Raw genomic sequence first — 19,855 nt, 5'->3', positions numbered from 1 at the left:
CACAGCCCCGGCGGCTATGCCTGTTCCGAGCGCGTGCTCACCCCGGCCTGCGCAAAGCTGGCCATCTCGCCCAGCATGGCGCAGGCCGACACCAGCAGCGGCCAGGCCAGGGCCGCGCCCGAGCCTTCGCCCAGGCGCAGTTGCCAGTCCAGCAGCGGCTCGGCACCCAGGTGGGCCAGCATGCGCACATGGCCGGGCTCGCCCGAGCGGTGCGAGAAAACGCAGCGCTCCAGCACGGCCGGCTGCAGGCGGCTGGCCACCAGCACGGCGGCCGTGGTGATGAAGCCATCGACCACGATGACGCGCCGCTCGGCGGCGGCCTGCAGCACGGCGCCCACCATGGTGGCAACCTCGAAGCCGCCCATGGCCGCCAGCGCGTCCAGCGGTTCCGTGGCCTGGGCGTGCAGCTGTAGCACCTCCTGCAGCACACCGATCTTGCGCGCCAGCCCGGCCGCATCCAGGCCTGTGCCCGCACCCGTGACCTCGGCCAGCGGTTCGCCGCACAGCCGCGCCAGCAGCAAGGATGCGCTGGAGGTATTGCCGATGCCCATCTCGCCCAGCAGCAGCGCATTGCCCGGCAACTGGCGCACCAGGGCCGCGCCGTTGCGCAGGGCCATGGCGCATTCGGTGGCCGTCATGGCCGGGCCCTGGCTGCAGTCGCGCGTGCCGTAGCCCAGCTTGCGGCGCCACAGGCGCGGCTGGCCGGGCTGGGGAAGCTTGTCGTCAGGGTCCTGCTCGCGCGCGGGAAAGTCGCGTGCCACGCCGCAGTCCACCACGTTCAGCGCCAGCCCATGCTGGCGCGCCAGCACGCTGACGGCGGCGCCGCCGGCCATGAAGTTCTCGACCATCTGCCAGGTCACATCCACCGGATAGGCCGACACGCCGCGCGCCGCCAGCCCATGGTCGGCCGCAAACACCAGCATCTGCGGCTGCTGCAGCACCGGCCTGTCCTGACCCAGGATGCAGGCAATGCGCAGCGCCAGCTGCTCCAGCCGCCCCAGTGCGCCCAGCGGCTTGGTCTTGTGGTCTATGGCGTGCTGCACGCGCTGGGTGAAGGCGGCATCGGCCAGGGAGGCGATGGCGGGAATAGCGGCTATAGCGGTAGTGGCGGCAATAGCGGAAATGGCGCCATCGTGCGAGTGTTCTGTGGGTGCAGCGGAATGCGGGGTGGGCGTTGACATGGCGAAGCGGCCTTGGCCCGGGGCGGGCGTGGCGGGCGGATTGCAAAGGCGCAAGTATGGCGCGCCGCGCAACTCCGGCAGAACCATCGGTCTCTTTCCTGCCGCCATGGACGGTCTGGGCGTCGATTGCCGCAGCAGGCCGTACAGGCCGCACCGTTCTGAGACAATCGCTGCCACACGTGTCTCCCCAGCCCCCCACTCCCTCCATGACGGTTTCCTTCTCGGCCATTCAGCCCGGTCTCAAGCTTGCGGACCAGGTTGCCCGGCAGCTTGAGGCGCGCATCCGCGCCGGCAACCTGCAGCCGGGGCAGAAGCTGCCGACCGAGGCCGAGCTCGTGCAGCAGCTCGAGGTCAGCCGCACCGTCGTGCGCGAGGCGGTGTCCCAGCTCAAGTCGCGCAATCTGGTGGAATCGCGCCAGGGCAGCGGCGTGTTCGTGAAGGCGGCAGGCATAGAGCCACTGGACTTCGAAGGCCTGCCGGCGGCTGGCAGGAATGCGCTGATCCAGATCACCGAGGTGCGCCGCGCACTGGAGACCGAGGTGGCCGAACTCGCGGCGCGGCGGCGCAGCGAAGAGGATATGCAGCGCATCCACGATGCGGAGAGCGCCCTGGCCGAGGCCGTGCGGCTGGGCCGTGATGGCGTGGAGGAAGACATGGCGTTTCACCGCGCCATTGCCCAGGCCTCGGGCAACCCGTTCCTCATCAGCACGCTGGACTACCTGTCGCAGTTCCTGCGCGGTGCCATGCGCATCACGCGCGCCAACGAGGCGCGGCGCGAGGACTTCGGCAAGGCCGTGGAACGCGAGCACCACAGCATCGTGCTGGCCATCGAGGCCGGCGACCCCAAGGCCGCGCGCAAGGCCGCCGCCACGCACATGGGCAACGCCATAGACCGCATCCACCGCGCCGACGCCAGCTTCTGGGAGCAGGACGGCGAACGCCTGGCCCGCGACATCCTGGCCGCCAAGCCCTGAACCTCCGAAACCACCCCTTGGCGCATGGCCAAGGGTTTTCACCTTGTTTGGGTTTTTGCGCAAAATTTGTATGATGACCTGATGACAATATCAGTCACATCTCTTTTTGCAGCAGGCACACCCGGCCTTTGCCTGGGCGTTCACCCATGAGCGACGAATCCCGCATCCGCGAGCAGATCTGCGCCACCGGCGCCAGCCTCTACCAGCGCGGCTACACCGTTGGCGCTGCCGGCAACATCAGCGCCCGCCTGCATGACGGCTGGCTGATCACCCCCACCGACGCCTGCCTGGGCCGGCTCGACCCGGCCGAGCTGTCCAAGGTCGATGCCGGCGGGCAGTGGGTCAGCGGCGCCAAGCCCTCCAAGACCCTGGTCCTGCATCGGGGCATCTACGGCAATGACGGCGAGGCGCGCGCCGTCATCCACACGCATTCCACCCATCTCGTGGCGCTGACGCTGTCCGGCGTCTGGCGCGAGGACGAGGTGCTGCCGCCCATCACCCCCTACCAGGTCATGAAGGTGGGCCGCATCCCGCTGATCCGCTACCGCCGGCCCGGCGATCCGCAGGCCGCCGCCGAGGTGGCCGCGCTGGCCGGCCAGGTGCGCGGCGCCCTGTTCGAGCGCCTGGGCCCCGTGGTCTGGGAACGCTCGGTGGAGCAGGCCAGCCATGTGCTGGAAGAGCTGGAGGAAACCGCAAGGCTCTGGCTCATGACCCATCCCCGGCCGCAGCCCCTGGACGCGGCCGCCATCGACGAGCTGCGCACCACCTTCGGGGCGCGCTACTGATTTGCACAGCGGCGCCCACGGCCGCATTCCACCACCCAGCCCATCCACAGCCGCGCAGCCGCCAGGCGGCGCACCAAGCGGCGAATCAAGCGGCGAACCCAAGGGAGACTTGAAATGACGACAACGGATATCGCATCCGGCCAGGCCGGGGCCCACCCTGCCCAGGCCGACTCTCCGGAGACGGCACGCGCCTACGCCAAGGTGTTCTGGCGCCTCGTGCCGTTCCTGATGCTGTGCTATGTGATCGCCTACCTCGATCGCGTGAACGTGGGCTTTGCCAAGCTGCAGATGTCCCAGGATCTGGGCTTCAGCGAGACCGTGTTCGGCCTGGGCGCAGGCGTGTTCTTCATCGGCTACTTCCTCTTCGAGGTGCCCAGCAACCTGCTCATGCACCGCCTGGGCGCGCGCGTCTGGATCGCCCGCATCATGATCACCTGGGGCATTCTGTCGGCCATGTTCATGTATGTGGAAACGCCCACGGGCTTCTACATCCTGCGCTTTCTGCTGGGCCTGGCCGAGGCGGGCTTCTACCCCGGCGTGATCCTGTACCTGACCTACTGGTACCCGGCCCACCGGCGCGCCAAGATCGTGGCGCTGTTCATGTCGGCCATCCCCGTGGCCGGCATCTTCGGCAACCCGCTGTCGGGCTGGATCATGCAGGCCTTCCACGGCGACCATGGCCTGCACGGCTGGCAGTGGATGTTCCTGATCGAGGCCATCCCCGCCCTGGTGATCGGCGTGGTGACCATCTTCTATCTGGACAACGGCATCTCCAGCGCCAAGTGGCTGACGGCCTCCGAAAAGCAGCTGCTGGCGCGCGAGATCGAGCTGGACCAGCAGCACTCAGGTGCCCAGAAGCATTCGCTCAAGGCCGTTTTCGCCGACCGCCGCGTCTGGTGGATGTGCCTGATCTACTTCGCCTTCGTCGCCGGCCAGTACGGGCTGACCTTCTGGATGCCCACGCTGATCAAGTCCACGGGCGTCACGGGCGCGCTGAACATCGGCCTGCTCAGTGCCATCCCCTTCCTGTGCGCCATCGTCGTCATGAACCTCATGGGCCACAGCGCCGACAAGCGCCGCGAGCGCCGCTGGCACCTGATCGTGCCCGCGCTGATGGGCGCCGTGGGCTTTGCGATGACGGCCTTCTTCGCCGACAACACCGTTCTTTCCCTGATCTTCCTGTCGCTGGCCGCAGCCGGCGTGCTGACCTGCGCGCCGCTGTTCTGGTCGCTGCCCACGGCCTTCCTGTCGGGTACGGCGGCGGCGGCGGGCATTGCCATCGTCAACTCGGTCGGCAACCTCGCGGGCTTCGCCAGCCCTTACATGATCGGCTACCTCAAGGACCTGACCCAGTCCACGCAGGCCGGCATGTTCGTGCTGGCGGGGGTGCTCGTGGTGGGCGCCATCGCGGTCTGGCTCACCCCCGCAAAGATGGTCAACCGCTGACCGGCCCTTCTTCCCATCCTTCAAGCTCCAAGCCCCAAGACACATGAAAGTACTGATCACCGGCGGCGCCGGATTCCTGGGCCAGCGCCTGGCCCGCAAGCTGCTCGAACAGGGTGCGCTGACGCTGGCCGGCATTCGCTGGCCCATCCACCAGATCGACCTGCTCGACGTGGTGGCCACCCAGGCCATTGACGACACGCGCGTGCGCTCCCTGGTGGGCGATATCGCCGACCCGCAGATGCTGCGCGGCGCCATAGACCAGGACACGGCCGTGATCTTCCATCTGGCCGCCGTGGTCAGCGGCCAGGCCGAGGCCGACTTCGACCTGGGCATGCGCATCAACCTCGATGCCTCGCGCGCCCTGCTGGAGACCTGCCGCGCCGTGGGCCACATGCCGCGCGTGGTCTTCACCAGCTCGGTGGCCGTCTACGGGGGCGACCTGCCCGACACCGTGCTGGACGGCACGGCCCTGAACCCGCAGTCCTCCTACGGCACGCAAAAAGCCATTGCCGAGCTGCTGCTGGCCGACTACACGCGGCGCGGCTTTGTCGACGGCCGCGTGCTGCGCCTGCCCACGATCAGCGTGCGCCCGGGCCGGCCCAATGCGGCCGCCTCGTCGTTTGCCAGCGGCATCATCCGCGAGCCCCTCAACGGCGAAGCGGCCAACTGCCCCGTGGGTGCCACCACGCGCCTGTGGCTGCTGTCGCCGCGCCGCGCCGTCGAGGCCCTGGTCGCAGGCTGCGAACTCGATGCCAGCGCCGTCGCCGACCGCCGCCCCATCAACCTGCCCGGCGTGTCCGTCAGCGCAGGCGACATGGTGCGCGCGCTGCGCGAAGTGGCGGGCGACGAAGTGGCCAACCGCGTGAGCTGGCAGCCCGACGACAAGGTCGAGCGCATCGTCGGCAGCTGGCCCGGCCGCTGGGATACCGCGCGCGCCAACCAGCTGGGCCTGCGCGGCGACGAGGACTTTGCGGCCATCGTGCGCGCCTACATCGCCGATGACCTGACACCGGCCAAGCCATGAGCAACGACACCTCCACACCACAGCCCGCAGCACGCGCCGTCGGCGTGATCGGCCTGGGCGCCATGGGCGCCGGCATGGCGCAAAGCCTGCGCCGCGCCGGCCACCACGTTCACGTCCACGACATCCGCCCCGAGGCCGCAGCCGCCTTCGCCGCCGAAGGTGGCACGGCCTGCGCCACGCTGGCCGACATGGCCGCCGCCTGCCGCATCGTCGTCAGCGTGGTGGTCAACGCCCAGCAGACCGAGGCCGTGCTGTTCGGCGAAGGCGGCATCGCCCCTGCGCTGCAGCCCGGCTCCGTCTTCGTCATGTGCTCCACCGTGGACCCCAACTGGTCCGTGGCGCTGGAGGCCAGGCTGCAGGCACAGGGCGTGCACTACATCGACGCGCCCATCTCCGGCGGCGCGGCCAAGGCTGCGTCGGGCCAGATGACCATGATGACGGCAGGCCGCCCCGAGGCCTATGCCGCCTGCGAAAACGTGCTCGACGCCATGGCCGCCAAGGTCTACCGCCTGGGCCACAGCGCGGGCGCGGGCAGCAAGGTCAAGATCATCAACCAGCTGCTGGCCGGCGTGCACATTGCCGCAGCGGCCGAGGCCATGGCCCTGGGCCTGCGCGAAGGCGTCGATGCCGCCGCGCTCTACGAGGTCATCACCCACAGCGCCGGCAACAGCTGGATGTTCGAGAACCGCATGGCCCACGTGCTGGACGGCGACTACACCCCGCTGTCGGCCGTGGACATCTTCGTCAAGGACCTGGGCCTGGTGCTGGACACCGCGCGCCACAGCAAATTCCCGCTGCCCCTGGCCTCCACGGCCCACCAGATGTTCATGCAGGCATCCACCGCCGGCCATGGCCGCGAGGACGACAGCGCCGTCATCAAGATATTCCCGGGCATCACCCTGCCCCAGGCTCCATCGGAATCCCCATGACCCTTCTTCTGGGCTGCATAGCCGACGACTTCACGGGCGCCACCGATCTGGCGAACAACCTGGTGCGCGCAGGCATGCGCGTGGTGCAAAGCATTGGCGTACCCGCCGGCCCGGTGGACGAGGGCGTGGACGCCGTCGTGGTCGCGCTCAAGTCGCGCACCATCGCGCCGGCCGACGCCGTCGCCCAGTCGCTGCAGGCACTGCAGTGGCTGCGAGGCCAGGGCCCCGATGGCCGGGCTCCGCAGATCTACTTCAAATACTGCTCCACCTTCGACAGCACGCCGCAGGGCAATATCGGCCCCGTGGCCGATGCGCTGATGGACGCGCTGGGTTGCGAATTCACCATTGCCACGCCGGCCTTCCCCGACAACCAGCGCACCGTCTTCAAGGGCCACCTGTTCGTGGGCGATGTGCTGCTCAGCGACAGCGGCATGCGCAACCATCCTCTCACGCCCATGACCGATGCCAACCTGGTGCGCGTGCTGCAGGCGCAGACGCGGCGCAAGGTGGGCCTGATCGACCATGTGGCCGTCGCGCAGGGCGAGGCCGCCATCCGCGCGCGCATCGCCGCACTCCAGGCCGAGGGCGTGGGCATGGCCGTGGTCGATGCCGTCTCCAACGACGACCTGCTGCGCCTGGGCCCGGCGCTGGCCGGCATGCCGCTTGTCACGGCCGGCTCGGGCGTGGCCATCGGCCTGCCCGCGAACTTCGGCATACAGCCCTCGGCCCAGGCCGCTGCCCTGCCCACCGCCACCGGCCTGCAGGCGGTCGTCTCGGGCAGTTGCTCGGTGGCCACCAATGCGCAGGTGGCGCACTTCATCGCCTCGGGGCGCCCTGCCCTGGCGCTGGAGCCGCTGCGCATCGCCGCCGGTGAGGACGAAGCCGGCAAGGCCCTGGCCTGGGCCCGCCAGCACATCGCCAGCGGCCCGGTGCTGATCTACTCCACGGCCGAATCCGCGGCCGTCAAGGCCGTGCAGGGCCGCCTGGGCGTGGAGCAGGCCGGCACACTGGTCGAACAGACCATCGCCGCCATCGCCCGGGGACTGGTCGAAATGGGCGTGCGCCAGCTCGTCGTGGCCGGTGGCGAAACCTCGGGCGCCTGCGTGCAGGCGCTGGGCATCGAGCAAATGCGCATAGGGCCGCAGATCGACCCTGGCGTGCCCTGGTGCCATGCCGCCTCGCCCCTGGCGCCGCAGGGGCTGCACCTCACGCTCAAGTCCGGCAACTTCGGCACCACGGACTTCTTCACCAAGGCCTTCGGCGCGTTGCAGCGCGCCTGATGCCACACTCAGCATCCGTTTTCAGGAAAGCCTTCATGCCCCGTTTCGCCGCCAACCTGTCCATGCTCTACAACGACCTGGACTTTCTTGACCGCTTCGAGGCCGCCGCGCGCGACGGCTTCCAGGCCGTCGAATACCTGTTTCCCTACGACTTCGCCCCCGAGCAACTGGCCCGGCGACTGCAGGACCACGGCCTGCGGCAGGTACTGTTCAACGCCCCGCCCGGCGACTGGAACGCGGGCGAGCGCGGCCTGGCCTGCATCCCCGGGCGCGAGGCGGAATTCGCCCAGGGCATGGAACGCGCCATTGCCTATGCCCGCGCGCTGGGCTGCCCGCGCATCCACGTCATGGCCGGCCTCAAGCCGGAAGGCGCCAGCGACGATGCCCTGCGCGCCACCTACATCGCCAACGTGCGCCACGCCGCACGGCTGACCGCGCCCCACGGCATCGCCATCCTGCTGGAGCCCATCAATGGCCGGGACATGCCCGGCTTCTTCCTGAGCCGCCAGGACCAGGCCCATGCGCTGCTGGCCGACATTGCCGAGCCCAATGTCCAGGTCCAGATGGACCTCTACCACTGCCAGATCGTCGAGGGAGACCTCGCCATGAAGATCCGCCAGTACCTGCCCACGGGCCGCGTGGGCCACCTGCAGATCGCAGGCGTGCCCGAACGCCACGAACCCGACGTGGGAGAGGTCAACTACCCCTACCTGTTCCGCCTGCTGGACCAGCTGGGCTACGACGGCTGGATAGGCTGCGAATACCGCCCCGCGCGCGGCGCGGCCGCGCACGCTACCAGCGAGGGGCTGGGGTGGATGAAGGAGTGGCTGTAGCTGTAGCGCCTGCTGCGGCAGCCCGTCATCCGCCAGGCACGGGAGGACGGGGCGGATAGCTGTCCTGCCTATCCGCCGCCTGCATTCAGGAATACTCCAGATCGCTGTGCTTGCTGGTCACCAGCCGGCCGGCCGACAGCGACATCATCAGCAGCGCAATCGCCTCATGCATGATCAGCGTGTGCGTGTTGCCGGTCTCCACCATCTTGCTGCGCAACGACTCGCGCACCTGGGGGGAGCCGGTCACGTCGATGATGATGTCGACCGCTGCATCCACCAGATCCATGAACCGTGTGGTGACCGGCACGCCACGCGCGCGCGCCAGTGCGATGCCGGGCTGGTCCAGGTCCAGGTCGGCCACCCCGAGCAACTGCACGAAGGGCGCGTCCAGCAATTGCTGCAGCAAGGGAGTGCCGGTCTGCCCCGCACCAATGACCACGATCCGGAAGGCTTGCATGGGTTGAATCCTTTTCCATATGGGAAGTACGGCGCCATCATAGAAATGCCTTGCCGGTGCGCGCCGGTCCGGGGCGGGTGGAATGGGTTTGTATGACCCAGGTCAAATCCGGTGGACAGGGGCGTGGTGGCGGGCCAGGTCTCTGCGGTCGAGGTTCGATACCGGCTGCCTGCAGCACGGACCACACCACCGGCTGCTGACGCGGGAGCCTGCATTCGCCCACAAAAAAACCCGCCGGCTTCGTGGCCCGGCGGGTTTTCTCAGGTGAATAACAGCAGACGCTGTTATTGCCTTACAGGAACCTGTTCCGTGTACTCGCGCAGCACGCCGCCGCCTTCGACGGAGCCGCTGACTTGGCCGTCCTTGACGCGCTCCACGCAGGAGCGGCGGTCGCCTTCGTTCTTGAAGACATCGCAGCGGGCCACGGCATTGCGCTGGAAGTTGTCGCCCGACTGGACGCCGCCTCGGCGCGATTGCTCCTGGACGGCGGCGGCCTCGTGCTGGGCAGGGTCGCGGCGGTCATAGCCGCGCTTGGCGGGCCCCTTGTGCTCGGCGTGCTTCTTGTGGTGGTGATGGGGCTTGGCCTTTTCCGCGGCGGGGGGCGGAGGCGGCGTGCCATCAGGCCCGGGGCCGGGCTGGGCGGTGGCCAGGCCGGCCATGCCCAGGACGGCAGCGCCAATACACAGCTGCAGGGGACGGATCCATGGATTCTTCATAGCTTCACTCCATTCCTCGTGAAAAAGTCAAGGCCCAAGCATGCGTGTTTTCCAGCTCCCCATTTATCGGTACAGCACGGCTGCGCATGCAGTCCATGGCCTACATGTTGCCGCGCAACGCGCAAGCGGTGGCCGACCTGGGTCAAGCCTGGGTGGCAAACCAGCGCTGAACACCGTCGGCCATGCGCGCGAAGACACTGTCCAGCGTGGGAACCTCGGCACCCCACAGGGCGCGCAGCACGTCCGCGTTCTCGAACAGGCCGTGCCAATAGCAGCCGGCGATGCGGCCGTCAGGGCTGTGCCACAGCAGGCCCGGCACAGGCTCGGCCACGGCGCTGCCGGCAGCCACCATGTCGGGGCGCACGCTGGTCTGGCCATGGTGGATTTCATAGACCCGGGCCTGCACGCCGGACAGCGCCGCCAAAGCCCCTGGCAGCGGCGGCAGCTGCACGCTGGCGGGCAGCACGGTCTTGTCGGGCGCGAACAGGGTCGTCAGCGGCAGCAGGCCCAGGCCGGCTGCGTTGCCGTCCACGCCGTACAGGTCGATCAGCGCCTCGCCCAGCATTTGCAGGCCGCCGCAGATGCCCAGCACCTGCCGGCCTGCCGCCGCATGGGCGGCGACGGCAGCATCCAGGCCCTGGGTTCTCATCCAGGCCAGATCGGCAGCCGTGGCCTTGGAGCCCGGCAGGATGATCCAGTCCGCGCCGGCCAGCTGGGCCGGCGTGCGCGCCCAGACCACGCGCAGGCCCGGCACCTGCAGCAGGGGCTGGAATTCGTCGAGGTTGCTGATGCGCGGGTAGGCAATGATGGCGATGGTGGTGTGCACGGCGCGCCCCACGCCGCCTCCAGAGCCACGGTCGTCAAAGACGCCATCCTCCTCCGGCAGGCCATGCTGGAACTGCATGGGGATGGTGGCCACGGTGGGCACGCCGGTGCGCTCCTGCAGCATCTGCGGGGCGGGCGCCAGCAGGCTGGCGTCGCCCCGGAACTTGTTGAGCACGAAGCCGCGGATCAGCGCCTGTTCGTCAGGCGGCAGCAGCGCCCAGGTGCCGTAGAGGTGGGCGAAGGCGCCGCCGCGGTCGATGTCGGATACCAGCAGGCAATGCGCGCCGCAGTGGCGCGCCACGCGCATGTTGACGACGTCGCTGGCATGCAGGTTGATCTCGGCCGGCGAGCCTGCGCCCTCGATGACGACCACGTCGTTGTCGGCACGCAGGCTGTCCAGCGCCTCGGCGATCTGCGGCCACACGCGGGCGCTGCGGCCGCGCCAGGGCAAGGCCGAGAGTTCCTCGCTGACCCGGCCCAGCAGCACGACCTGGCTGCGCATGTCGGCCTCGGGCTTGAGCAGCAGCGGGTTCATGCGCACATCGGGCGCGCAGCCTGCGGCCAGGGCCTGCAGGTACTGGGCCGTGCCGATCTCGCCCCAGGCACCGCCCGGCGCGCAGACCACGCGCGCGTTGTTGCTCATGTTCTGCGCCTTGAAGGGCGCCACCTCGTAGCCCTGGGCGCGGTACCAGGCGCACAGCGCGGTGGCCACCCAGCTCTTGCCGGCACCGCTGCTGGTGCCCAGCACCATCACGCACAGCGCGGGGCGCTGGCCGGGCTCGGGCAAGGGCAGGTTCACGGCGGCGGGTTTACTCGATTGCATGGTGTTTCTCCATTGGCTGCCAGGCAGCCAGCAAGGCGTTCTGGGATGCAGGCGCCAGCACGCCCATGCGCACGCAGCCGGGCAAGCCAAAGCTGTCGCAGTCGCGCAGCTTGATGCCCTGCGCGCGCAGTTGGGTCAGACGCGTCTGCATGGCGTCGCCCTGCCGTGCCTGCGGCCAGCGCGCCACAAAGTAATTGGCCTGCGAGCCGGGCAGCACCTGCCAGCCCAGGCGCTGCACCAGATCGATCTGTTGCGCCTTCCAATCGCGCAGCCGTTGCAGGCTTTGCGCCAGCCATTGCCGGGTGGCCGGTACGGTCCAGGCCGTGAGCATGGCCTCGCCATGGGCGCCGACGGGCCAGGAGGGTGACAGGGCACGCAAGGCATCGATCTCGTCGTGCGGCACGGCTTCGGGCGCAATGGCGTAGGCCGCGCGCACGCCGGTCATGCCAAGGGCCTTGTTGGGAGTCCACATCTGCCAGGCATCGCGCACCGGGGAGGGCACGGCGGGTTCCATGCCCGGCTCCAGTCTGAGGGGCGCATAGGCGCAGTCGATCACGCGCCAGGTGCCGGGCGGTGCGGGCTCGGTCCACAGGGGCCAGACATCCTCGGGCCGGCCCAGCGGGCTCGATGGTGCGCAGGCCCAGTGCAGGCCGGGGCCGGCCTCGGTGATACCGTCGCGCGCGGCTTGGCGCAGGCGCCAGACCTGGGCCGCGTGGGCGTAGTCGCCGTAATGGTGTGCCGGCAGGCTGGCGACGGCCGCGCCTTCGCGCGCTGCATGCATGGTGATGCGGTGGATGAAGTCGCTGGCGCTGGCCGCGATGACGATGCGCCCGGCCTGCACGCCATGAAGGTCCGCCAGCCGTGCGCGCAACGCAGTGTAATGCGGGTCCGGGTATTGGGCCGCGTGGGCCTGGGACAGCGCATCCAGCGCCTGCGGGCAAGGTCCGCAGGCATTGCGGTTGGTGGAGAAATCGTGCGCGGGCACGCCCAGCGCATCCGTGCCGCCGTGGGTGACTGGGATCGGTTTCATGGTGTCTTTCCTGCCATCGCCCATGCAATGACCAGGGCGGCGGCCAGCCCTGCAGCCACCAGCATGGCGACCACGCGGCCCGCATGCGCCACGGCCTGCTGCAGCTCGGCCGCCTGCGGCACGCAGCCTGCGGGGTTGAGCACGTAGACGCCGGGCTTGCCCAGGCGCACACCCAGCAGCCTTGCCATGGCGCCCATGGGCCAGCCGCCGTTGGGCGACGGGGTGATGCGCGCGTCCTGGCGCAGCGCACCCCAGCCCGGACGTCGGCCAGCGGCCAGGCCGGACAAGGCCAGCAGCAAGGCGGTCAGGCGCGCCGGTATCCAGTTGAGCAGGTCATCGGCACGCGCCGTCCATTTGCCGGCCCATTGCCAGTGGCGCCGGTCATCGCCCTGCCCGCGCCAGCCCGGATAGCCCCACATGGCATCGGCCGTGTTGGCAAAACGGTAGAGGGCCGCGCCCGGCAGGCCGGCCACGGCAAACCAGAACAGCGGCGCCAGCACGGAGTCGCTGAGGTTCTCGGCCAGGGTTTCGATGGCGCTTTCGCGCACCTGGCCTGCGTCGAGCTGCGCCGTGTCCCGGCTGACCAGCCAGGTCAGGCGCTCGCGGCCTGCAGGCAGGGATTGCTGCAGTGCGGCTTCCACGGCAAGCACCTCGTCGCGCAGCATGCGCCAGGACAGCAAGGGCTTGAGCAGCACCCCCAGCACCAGCGCCCCCAGCCACCAGGGCATGGGCGGCAGCAGCCACTGGATGAACGCGTAGATGGCGAAGAACAGCAGCGCCAGCAGGCACCAGGCGACTGCGCCCAGCGCAAAGCGTGGCCAGTCGCGCACATGTTCTTCGCGTGGGGCAATTCTTCGCCCAACCGCAGCCAGCAGCCGGCCCATGGCGACCACGGGGTGCATCCACACGGGCGGCTCGCCCCAGAGCCGGTCGATCAGCAGGGCCACGGGAACGGCCAGCGCGGCGGCCAGGGCGTGGCGGGCCCAGGGGTCGGGCACAGGCTGCGACAGCGCCTGCCAGCTCCACCACAGCGGACTGAACGCGGCGCCCGACAGTTGCCAGAAATGGCTGTCGCTCATGCCTGCGGCGGCGCCCCGGCGGCGCGCTGGCCCCACAGGTCGTCGTAGAGCATGTCCTGCAGCGGCGCACGGCTGGCCCATTTCTGCTGCTGCAGCATGGGCTCTGCGTAATAGGCGGACACGGGGCCCAGGCACAGCACGGCCAGCGGCCGGCTGCCCACGGGCATTTGCAGCAGCGCGGCCAGCACCTCGGGATCGAACAGCGAGACCCAGCCCAGCCCCAGCCCCTCGGCACGCGCGGCCAGCCACAGGTTCTGGATGGCGCAGGCGGCCGAGGCCACATCCATCTCGGGCAGGGTGCGGCGGCCGAAGACATGGGCATCGCGCCCGGGCGGCATGGCCACGACCAGCACCTCGGCCGCATCCAGCACACCCTGGACCTTGAGCTGCATGAAGTCTTCCTCGCGCTCGCCCAGGGCGCGGGCGGTCTGCAGGCGCTCCTGCTCGACCACGGCGTGTATGCCCTGGCGCAACTGCGCATCGCGCACGCGGATGAAGCGCCAGGGCTGCATGAAGCCGACGCTGGGCGCATGGTGGGCCGCGCGCAGCAGGCGCAGCAGAACATCGGGCGCGACCTCGCCTCCGCAGAAATGGCGCATGTCGCGCCGCTCATGGATCGCGCGGTAGACGGCTGCCCGCTCAGCCTCGGCAAAGGGTTGGGCGGGAATGGTCTCTGGCGCCCGGGAATGCGTTTCGCTGCTCATGCCGCCATTGTCCGCCGCAGGCCGGGCCTGCGGGCGGCATCAGTCCTCAATACCACGCTGGGCGGGAATGCCGGCCTGGAAGGCGTGCTTGACCAGTTCCATGCGCGTGACGGTATCGGCCACGGCGATGATTTCCTCGGGGCAGCGGCGGCCCGTGAGCATGACGTGCACATGGCGCGGGCGGTCGGCCAGGGCCTGCAGCACAGGCTCCAGCGGCAGCCAGCCATAGATCAGCGGATAGGTGATTTCGTCGAGCACGACCAGGAAGTGATCACCCGAGAGGATGGCGGTGCGCGCACGCTCCCAGCCCTCGCGCGCGATCTGGGCCGACCGCTCATGGTCCTGGCTCTTCCAGCTGAAGCCGTCGCCCAGTCCCTCGATGGGCATGCCCAGCTGCTCGAACATGCGGTGCTCGCCAAAGCGCGCCGTGGGCACCTTCATGAACTGGAAGATCTTGACGGACTTGCCCCGGCCATGCGCGCGCAGGGCCAGGCCGAAGGCCGCCGTGCTCTTGCCCTTGCCGTCGCCGGTGTTCACCAGCACCAGGCCACGGCGTTCGCCTTCGGGCTTTTCATAGGGCTTTTCCGTCGGGGCCTGTTCGATCTGCATGGGTCTGTCGTCCTCAAAAGTTGCACACGCTGCGGCGGGCATGCGCCGCAGCGGAGCGCCACTTTAACCGAGGCGCACGCCCAGCCGGCGCTGCAGGGCACGCACGGCGCTGTCCACCGTGGTGAGCACGGGCAGGCCCGTGGCGGCCTCGCAGGCCGCGCGGGCACGCGCCATGCTGAACTGGGCCAGCGCAATGCGCGTGCAGCCGCGTGCGGCCAGGGCCCTGGCCTGCTCGACCACCAGGCGGTCATGCGTGGCGGTGTCGCCGCGGTTGAGCGCGTCCATGGCGCCGTCGGCCAGGGCAGGCACCAATTCGATGCTGGCCGGGAACTCCGGCGGCATGGACTGCAGCGTGGGCGCGAAGCTGGAGATCAAACCCAAGGCCCCCTGCTGGCCCTGCACGGCCGCCTCGATCATGGCCTCGTTGGGCTTGAGCACGGGCAGCGGCGCGTGGCGCGCGGCCACGGCCTCGATGCAGGGGCCAAAGGCCGAGCAGGTGAACAAGATCCCCTGCGCGCCCGTGTCCACGGCGTACTGCGCCAGGCGCTGGAAACGCTCGTGCATGGCGGCGTCCAGCCCGCGCCCGTTGCGCGCCAGGTCGGCCGAGAGGCTGTCGTCCAGCAGGTTCATGCGTACCGCCTCGGGCCAGTCGCGCGCAAAGGCTTCGTTGATGGGAGCGACGGAATGGCTGAGGGCGTGGATGAGGGCGATGCGGGTCATGGATTGGGGGAATCTGAAAAGGAAAGGAATTATTGGGGCGCCAGCCGGGTGAACTGGGAGCGCGGCAGCAGGCGCTTGAAATCGGCATCGAAGCTGACCACATGCTCGCCCTGGTGGATGGCGGCAGCGGCCAGCCAAGCGTCCGGTACGTCATTGGCGGAAAGCGCCTTGTCGGCGCACAGTTGCCTTAACGCCGGCCATTCGGCACCCAGCACGGCCTGCTCAACGCCGGGCGATGCCAGCAATGCGTCAACGAAGCGCAAAGCCTCGACCATAGGAGTCGGGTTGACGAAGATCTTCGGATGCGTGACCAGGCGCAGAAAGTTCGCCACCACCATGGGCTGCAATTTCAGCAGCACGCCCTGGCTGGCATCGGCCATGGCCTGCTCCAGCCAGTCGCGGGCCACCGAATGATGGGGGTGGTCGCTGCGCGATGCCGCAACCAGCAGGTTGACATCGGGCGTCATGGTTGATCCTGCTGACCGGCGGCATCCAGCAGCGCGCGGTTGCTCAGTGCGTCCAGCCCCGGTGCCAGCCCGTCCTTGCCGTGGTAGACGGGAAGGCGCACGCGCCGGGCAGGCGCCTGGGCCTTGCGCAAGCGCAATTGCAGGCCCTCCTCGATCAGGCGCGTCAGGCTGGTGTGCTGCTGTGCCGCATAGGTCTTTGCTTCGGTCAGCAATGCATCGTTGAGGTCAAGCGTGGTCTTCATGACGGCCCCCAGAGCAGGAATTTCGTACAGATTTCTCGCACAGATCCTTTGCAAAGATCTTTCGTACAGATTTCTGTATGTTAGAAAAATTCCGCTGGCAGGACAACCAGGCCGGCCTGCGCCCTTCAGATGCCCTTGGACGAGGGATGAGCGAAGGATGGGCGAAGGCATCATGCCCCTCACCACGCGGTCCACGATGGCCTTGGCCTCGTCCCCGATACGCCTTCAGCGATTCAGGTGTTCCCTGCAGCTTTTCGCGCCGATGACGATGCCGGTCAGAGATTCTTCGGCGTGTGTCATGGGCTCTGCACCCAGAGTGCCAATCTGCAGGATGACGTTGCGCCGCATTCCAGAGCCGGTATTCATGCCTCCGCCATGAAGCACCTTCGGGTGGATCGCCACGATCTGGCCTGGGTCACACTGCACGGTGACGGTGTCGGCCGGATCGGGAGTGGGCCAGGTGCCACTCACCTTCTGCTGCTGCGCCTCCTGGTCGGAGATGCGATGAGTGCCCGCATCGAAGCAGGTGGCACCGCTCTCCACCGACATGCCATCCAGGCAGATCATCAGACGGACAAAGCTGGAATCCCTGGTGCAGAAATACCCATTGGGATAATCGCGGTGCCAGGAGATCGACCGTCCGAATCCGGGATTCTTGATGGTCACGTTCATGAAATGGACCACTGCCTCGTCCACGCCAAGAAGCGTCGTTGCCGCCGAGACAAGCGCGGCATCGTGAAGTGTCTCTGCAAAGACTTCATCAAAGCGGGCGGGATCTCCAACAATGAAGATCGAGTTTCCGGTAAGGGCACCATCCAAGCCGGCGCGCTTGCTGGCCGACAGATCTTTCTCGTATACCAACAGCTCGTCCAACGCCGGATCCAGTGTTCTGGCCTGCGCATTGCGCTGGATGGCTTCAACAGATGCCACCAAGCTGTCGAGAAGGCCCTTCTCCATGGGTCTTGGCCAGATGACAAATCCCTGCTGCTCAAACATCTCCAGTGCATCGGCAAGCATCGAAAAATTCCTCCACCCTTTTTTTGTGAAGCGCTATTTCACCCTGTTGCGACAGAAAAAGAGATGTATCGCAGTCTGAAAATCAGCATGCCAAGGCCGAAGCCGCCATTTGCGCCACAGCCATTGCAGCGCCAGGATCATCACCGTCTTCCATGCTCCAGACGGCAGACAGCCCCGACCAGGCCAGCACCCATTGCAACAGGCGCCTTTGCTCTATGCCCGAGACTTCGGCAATGGTGGCCATGCGGCGCGCAAACCGCCCCGGCGCCAGCGCGCTGGCGCGGTCGGGATTGCTCAGGATGTTGGCGTAGTCAAAGCCGCGCTCGCCGTGCAGGCCCTTGGGGTCGATGGCCAGCCAGCCCAGGGGGCCGAAGTCCAGCACATTGCCGTGGTGAAGGTCACCATGCAGCACGGTCACGTCGCGCGGTGCGGCCAGCAGCTCGCGTGCCGTGGTGGCGCACAGGCCGAGCAGGCTGGCGGTTCCATGGCCTTGTGCAAGCAATGCATGGAACCACTGCGTCAGCGGCACCAGGGGTGGCAACGCCTTGGCGCGCGGCAGGTGCAGGCGCTTGGCAGCGGTGCACAGGATGCGCGTGGCCTCCTCATCGCGCCCGCCACGGGCCATCTCCACCAGCGATTCGGGTCCTGTGGCGCGCAGCATCAGCAAGGCCGGCCCTTCCTGGGCCAGCACAGGCGCGGCGCCGTCGCCATTCCACCAGGCCATCAGGCGGGCACCGGCCACTTCTTCGGGCTCCAGCGCAATCTTGAGCATGGCGGGCGTGCCGCCCTGGCGCACGGGCAGCAACACGCCGCGCGGCGTGGACAGGGGCTGGCCATCGATGGTCAGAGCCCAGCGGCTCAGATACGGCGCATGGAGAGACATTTTTTCCGACAGGCAATCAGGGAGCTGCGGCTTGCCCCCGCAGCCGTGGCAGGGCCAGCCACTGCCCGTCGATGGCGCGGATGCGCAGCCGGTGCTCGAACACGGCCTCCAGCGCCGCATGCGTGGCCGCGTCGGCGCAGGCCCCCTGGTGCACCACTTGCCCCTTGTCGAGAATGACCAGGTCCTGGGCCTGCAAGGCCATCGATATCTCATGCAGCACGCTGACCACGGTGCAGCCCTGGGCGACCAGGGCCTGCACGCATTCCAGCCAGTCGGCCTGGTGCGGCGGGTCGAGGTTGGCCAGGGGTTCGTCCATCAGCAGCACGCGGGCCTGCACGGCCAGGGCGCGCGCCAGCAGCACGCGCTGGCGCTCGCCGCCAGAGAGACTGCCCACGCTGCGCATGCGCCAGTCCCAGCCCTGGGTCTGGCGCAGCGCCTGCTCCACGGCGGCATGGTCTGCCTGGCTGGGCGCCGCCAGCCAGCCCTGGTGCGGCAGGCGGCCCAGCATGACCACGTCCTGGACCCGCATGTCGCCGGCCACGGGCTGGTTCTGCCCCAGCCAGGCCAGCGAGCAGGCCCGTTCGCGCGCACTCCATTGCCGCAGCGGGCGACCCAGGAGCTCCACCTCGCCTTGCACGCCAGCGCCGGATTCCATGCCTGCCAGGGCGCGCAGCAGCGTGGATTTGCCTGCGCCATTGGGGCCGACGATGGCGCTCCAGCGGCCGGCAGGCAGGGCCAGGCTCAGGCCGCCCAGGACCTGTCGATCGCCCAGGCGAACCTTCAGGGCGCGCGCTTGCAGGGCGGGGGCCGTCATGCGCCCTCCCCGCCGCGCAGGGCGTGGCGGCGGTGCATGAGCCACAGCAGGTAGCTGCCGCCCAGCAAGGCCGTGAGCGCGCCCACGGGCAGCTCCTGCGGGGCGATGAGCCAGCGCGCCAGCAGGTCGGCGGCCAGCAGCAGCACGGCGCCCATGCCGGCGCTGAGCACCAGCAGCCAGCGGTGCATGGACCGCACCATGGAGCGCACCAGATGCGGCGCGGCCAGGCCGACGAAGGCGATGAGCCCGGTCTGCGCCACGGCCGTACCCGTGGCCAGCGCCAGCAGCAAGATGAGCACCATGCGCAGCGGCGCCAGCGGCAGGCCCAGGCTGTGGGCCGTGGCCTCGCCCAGGGACAGGCCGTCGAGCACGCGGCCCAGGCACCAGGCGCCCAGGGCGGTGGCCAGCAGCACGGCCAGCATCAGCGTGCAGGCGCCCCAGCCGATGAAGGAGGTGCTGCCCAGCATGAAGGCCTGCATGGCCTGCATGATGTCCGGGTTCATCAGCAGCACCAGCGATGCGGCCGCGCCCAGCACCACCCCCACCACCACACCGGCCAGCAGCAGGCGCATGGTGTTGTGCACGCCCTGGGCCAGCACCAGGGTCAGCAGCACGGCCAGGGCCGCGCCCGCAAAGGCCGCGCCCGTGACGCCCAGGCGCGCCAGGCCCGCGAGTGCAAAGGGCGAGGCGCCCAGCGCCGCCATGCTCAATGCAACGCCCAGCGAGGCGCCCGAGGCGCTGCCCAGCAGATAGGGATCGGCCAGCGGGTTGCGGAACACGCCCTGGGCAATGGCCCCGGCCAGCCCCAGCAGGCCGCCGGCCAGCCAGGCGCCCGCCGTGCGCGGCAGCCGGATCTCGGTGACGATCTGCCAGGACAGCGGATCGCTGCGCGCCGCCCACACGCTTTCCCAGCCCGTGCTGCCCACGCCCGCACCCAGCAGCATGAGCAGGGCACTCACGGCCAGCAGGGCCAGCGCCATCCAAGGCGCCGCCAGGCCGCTGTGGTGCCTGCGGGCC

General features: G+C 69.0%; 22 protein-coding genes. 7 read left to right on the top strand and 15 right to left on the bottom strand.

Translation table 11 applies throughout. The features are described 5' to 3' along the window. Window positions 1–14: 14 nt before the first annotated feature. Entirely contained in the window at window positions 15–1,268 is a 1,254-nt protein-coding gene (gene cobT / locus ACF8O7_RS03725; protein ID WP_082001626.1) for a nicotinate-nucleotide--dimethylbenzimidazole phosphoribosyltransferase, read from the bottom strand. A gap of 119 nt (window positions 1,269–1,387) precedes the next feature. Here cobT and ACF8O7_RS03720 point away from each other — a divergent pair, with 119 nt between their 5' ends. From ACF8O7_RS03720 to otnI, 7 genes are all read left to right on the top strand, one after another. Then, window positions 1,388–2,155 (top strand): FadR/GntR family transcriptional regulator, encoded by a 768-nt coding sequence (locus tag ACF8O7_RS03720; protein ID WP_016445234.1) that lies wholly within the window; start codon window positions 1,388–1,390, stop codon window positions 2,153–2,155. Between the two features lie 146 nt (window positions 2,156–2,301). Next, window positions 2,302–2,940 carry an aldolase gene (locus tag ACF8O7_RS03715; protein ID WP_046988822.1) on the top strand — a complete coding sequence of 213 codons (639 nt, stop codon included), beginning with the start codon at window positions 2,302–2,304 and terminating at the stop codon, window positions 2,938–2,940. Window positions 2,941–3,054: 114 nt separating this feature from the next. Beyond that, entirely contained in the window at window positions 3,055–4,386 is a 1,332-nt protein-coding gene (locus ACF8O7_RS03710) for an MFS transporter (protein ID WP_043819407.1), read from the top strand. A 43-nt stretch (window positions 4,387–4,429) separates the two neighbouring features. Further along, complete coding sequence (gene denD / locus ACF8O7_RS03705; protein ID WP_203399670.1) at window positions 4,430–5,410, top strand: D-erythronate dehydrogenase; 981 nt, start codon at window positions 4,430–4,432, stop codon at window positions 5,408–5,410. After that, window positions 5,407–6,339, top strand: coding sequence for an L-threonate dehydrogenase (ltnD, locus tag ACF8O7_RS03700; RefSeq protein WP_126311817.1), 933 nt, complete (start codon window positions 5,407–5,409; stop codon window positions 6,337–6,339). Before denD ends, ltnD begins: the two co-directional genes overlap by 4 nt. After that, window positions 6,336–7,619 carry a 3-oxo-tetronate kinase gene (gene otnK / locus ACF8O7_RS03695; RefSeq protein WP_126311818.1) on the top strand — a complete coding sequence of 428 codons (1,284 nt, stop codon included), beginning with the start codon at window positions 6,336–6,338 and terminating at the stop codon, window positions 7,617–7,619. The genes ltnD and otnK overlap by 4 nt, the downstream gene beginning before the upstream one ends. 35 nt (window positions 7,620–7,654) lie before the next feature. Continuing rightward, window positions 7,655–8,452 carry a 2-oxo-tetronate isomerase gene (otnI, locus tag ACF8O7_RS03690; protein ID WP_126311819.1) on the top strand — a complete coding sequence of 266 codons (798 nt, stop codon included), beginning with the start codon at window positions 7,655–7,657 and terminating at the stop codon, window positions 8,450–8,452. 85 nt (window positions 8,453–8,537) lie between these two features. On the opposite strand, the gene ACF8O7_RS03685 is transcribed toward otnI, so the two are convergent. From ACF8O7_RS03685 to ACF8O7_RS03620, 14 genes are all read right to left on the bottom strand, one after another. After that, window positions 8,538–8,909 (bottom strand): hypothetical protein, encoded by a 372-nt coding sequence (locus ACF8O7_RS03685; protein ID WP_016445227.1) that lies wholly within the window; start codon window positions 8,907–8,909, stop codon window positions 8,538–8,540. Between the two features lie 284 nt (window positions 8,910–9,193). Beyond that, window positions 9,194–9,625, bottom strand: a complete 432-nt coding sequence (locus ACF8O7_RS03680; RefSeq protein WP_016445226.1) for a hypothetical protein — start codon at window positions 9,623–9,625, stop codon at window positions 9,194–9,196. A 142-nt stretch (window positions 9,626–9,767) separates the two neighbouring features. Then, on the bottom strand, window positions 9,768–11,273 hold the full coding sequence (locus ACF8O7_RS03675; protein ID WP_126311820.1) for a cobyric acid synthase: 1,506 nt from the start codon (window positions 11,271–11,273) through the stop codon (window positions 9,768–9,770). Further along, window positions 11,260–12,303, bottom strand: a complete 1,044-nt coding sequence (locus ACF8O7_RS03670) for an aminotransferase class I/II-fold pyridoxal phosphate-dependent enzyme (RefSeq protein ID WP_126311821.1) — start codon at window positions 12,301–12,303, stop codon at window positions 11,260–11,262. The genes ACF8O7_RS03675 and ACF8O7_RS03670 overlap by 14 nt, the downstream gene beginning before the upstream one ends. Next, window positions 12,300–13,382, bottom strand: coding sequence for an adenosylcobinamide-phosphate synthase CbiB (gene cbiB, locus ACF8O7_RS03665; protein WP_126311822.1), 1,083 nt, complete (start codon window positions 13,380–13,382; stop codon window positions 12,300–12,302). The genes ACF8O7_RS03670 and cbiB overlap by 4 nt, the downstream gene beginning before the upstream one ends. Then, window positions 13,379–14,086, bottom strand: coding sequence for a 5,6-dimethylbenzimidazole synthase (gene bluB / locus ACF8O7_RS03660; RefSeq protein WP_074922981.1), 708 nt, complete (start codon window positions 14,084–14,086; stop codon window positions 13,379–13,381). The genes cbiB and bluB overlap by 4 nt, the downstream gene beginning before the upstream one ends. A gap of 39 nt (window positions 14,087–14,125) precedes the next feature. Further along, window positions 14,126–14,695, bottom strand: a complete 570-nt coding sequence (cobO, locus tag ACF8O7_RS03655) for a cob(I)yrinic acid a,c-diamide adenosyltransferase (RefSeq protein WP_013803210.1) — start codon at window positions 14,693–14,695, stop codon at window positions 14,126–14,128. Between the two features lie 63 nt (window positions 14,696–14,758). Continuing rightward, a complete protein-coding gene (locus ACF8O7_RS03650; protein WP_017406302.1) occupies window positions 14,759–15,415 on the bottom strand; it encodes an aspartate/glutamate racemase family protein in 657 nt (218 codons plus the stop codon). A 29-nt stretch (window positions 15,416–15,444) separates the two neighbouring features. Next, window positions 15,445–15,882: a TA system VapC family ribonuclease toxin gene (locus ACF8O7_RS03645; protein WP_016453067.1), complete on the bottom strand. Its 438-nt coding sequence runs from the start codon at window positions 15,880–15,882 to the stop codon at window positions 15,445–15,447. After that, the gene (locus tag ACF8O7_RS03640; RefSeq protein WP_126311823.1) at window positions 15,879–16,124 is read right to left on the bottom strand and encodes a DUF6364 family protein; all 246 of its coding nucleotides are present in this window, start codon (window positions 16,122–16,124) and stop codon (window positions 15,879–15,881) included. Before ACF8O7_RS03640 ends, ACF8O7_RS03645 begins: the two co-directional genes overlap by 4 nt. A gap of 225 nt (window positions 16,125–16,349) precedes the next feature. Further along, on the bottom strand, window positions 16,350–17,141 hold the full coding sequence (locus ACF8O7_RS03635; protein ID WP_392442380.1) for a phytanoyl-CoA dioxygenase family protein: 792 nt from the start codon (window positions 17,139–17,141) through the stop codon (window positions 16,350–16,352). 82 nt (window positions 17,142–17,223) lie between these two features. Continuing rightward, the gene (locus tag ACF8O7_RS03630; protein ID WP_392442378.1) at window positions 17,224–18,024 is read right to left on the bottom strand and encodes an aminoglycoside phosphotransferase family protein; all 801 of its coding nucleotides are present in this window, start codon (window positions 18,022–18,024) and stop codon (window positions 17,224–17,226) included. A gap of 16 nt (window positions 18,025–18,040) precedes the next feature. Continuing rightward, a complete protein-coding gene (locus ACF8O7_RS03625) occupies window positions 18,041–18,838 on the bottom strand; it encodes an ABC transporter ATP-binding protein (RefSeq protein WP_392442375.1) in 798 nt (265 codons plus the stop codon). Continuing rightward, the gene (locus tag ACF8O7_RS03620) at window positions 18,835–19,818 is read right to left on the bottom strand and encodes an iron ABC transporter permease (protein ID WP_017407400.1); all 984 of its coding nucleotides are present in this window, start codon (window positions 19,816–19,818) and stop codon (window positions 18,835–18,837) included. Before ACF8O7_RS03620 ends, ACF8O7_RS03625 begins: the two co-directional genes overlap by 4 nt. Window positions 19,819–19,855: the final 37 nt, after the last annotated feature.

The sequence above is a fragment of the Delftia sp. WSY_16 genome (assembly GCF_043104415.1).
Classification (GTDB): Bacteria; Pseudomonadota; Gammaproteobacteria; order Burkholderiales; family Burkholderiaceae_C; genus Comamonas; species Comamonas tsuruhatensis.
Note: the sequence above shows the minus strand (reverse complement) of the source record. Positions and strands in the feature narration are given on the sequence as shown.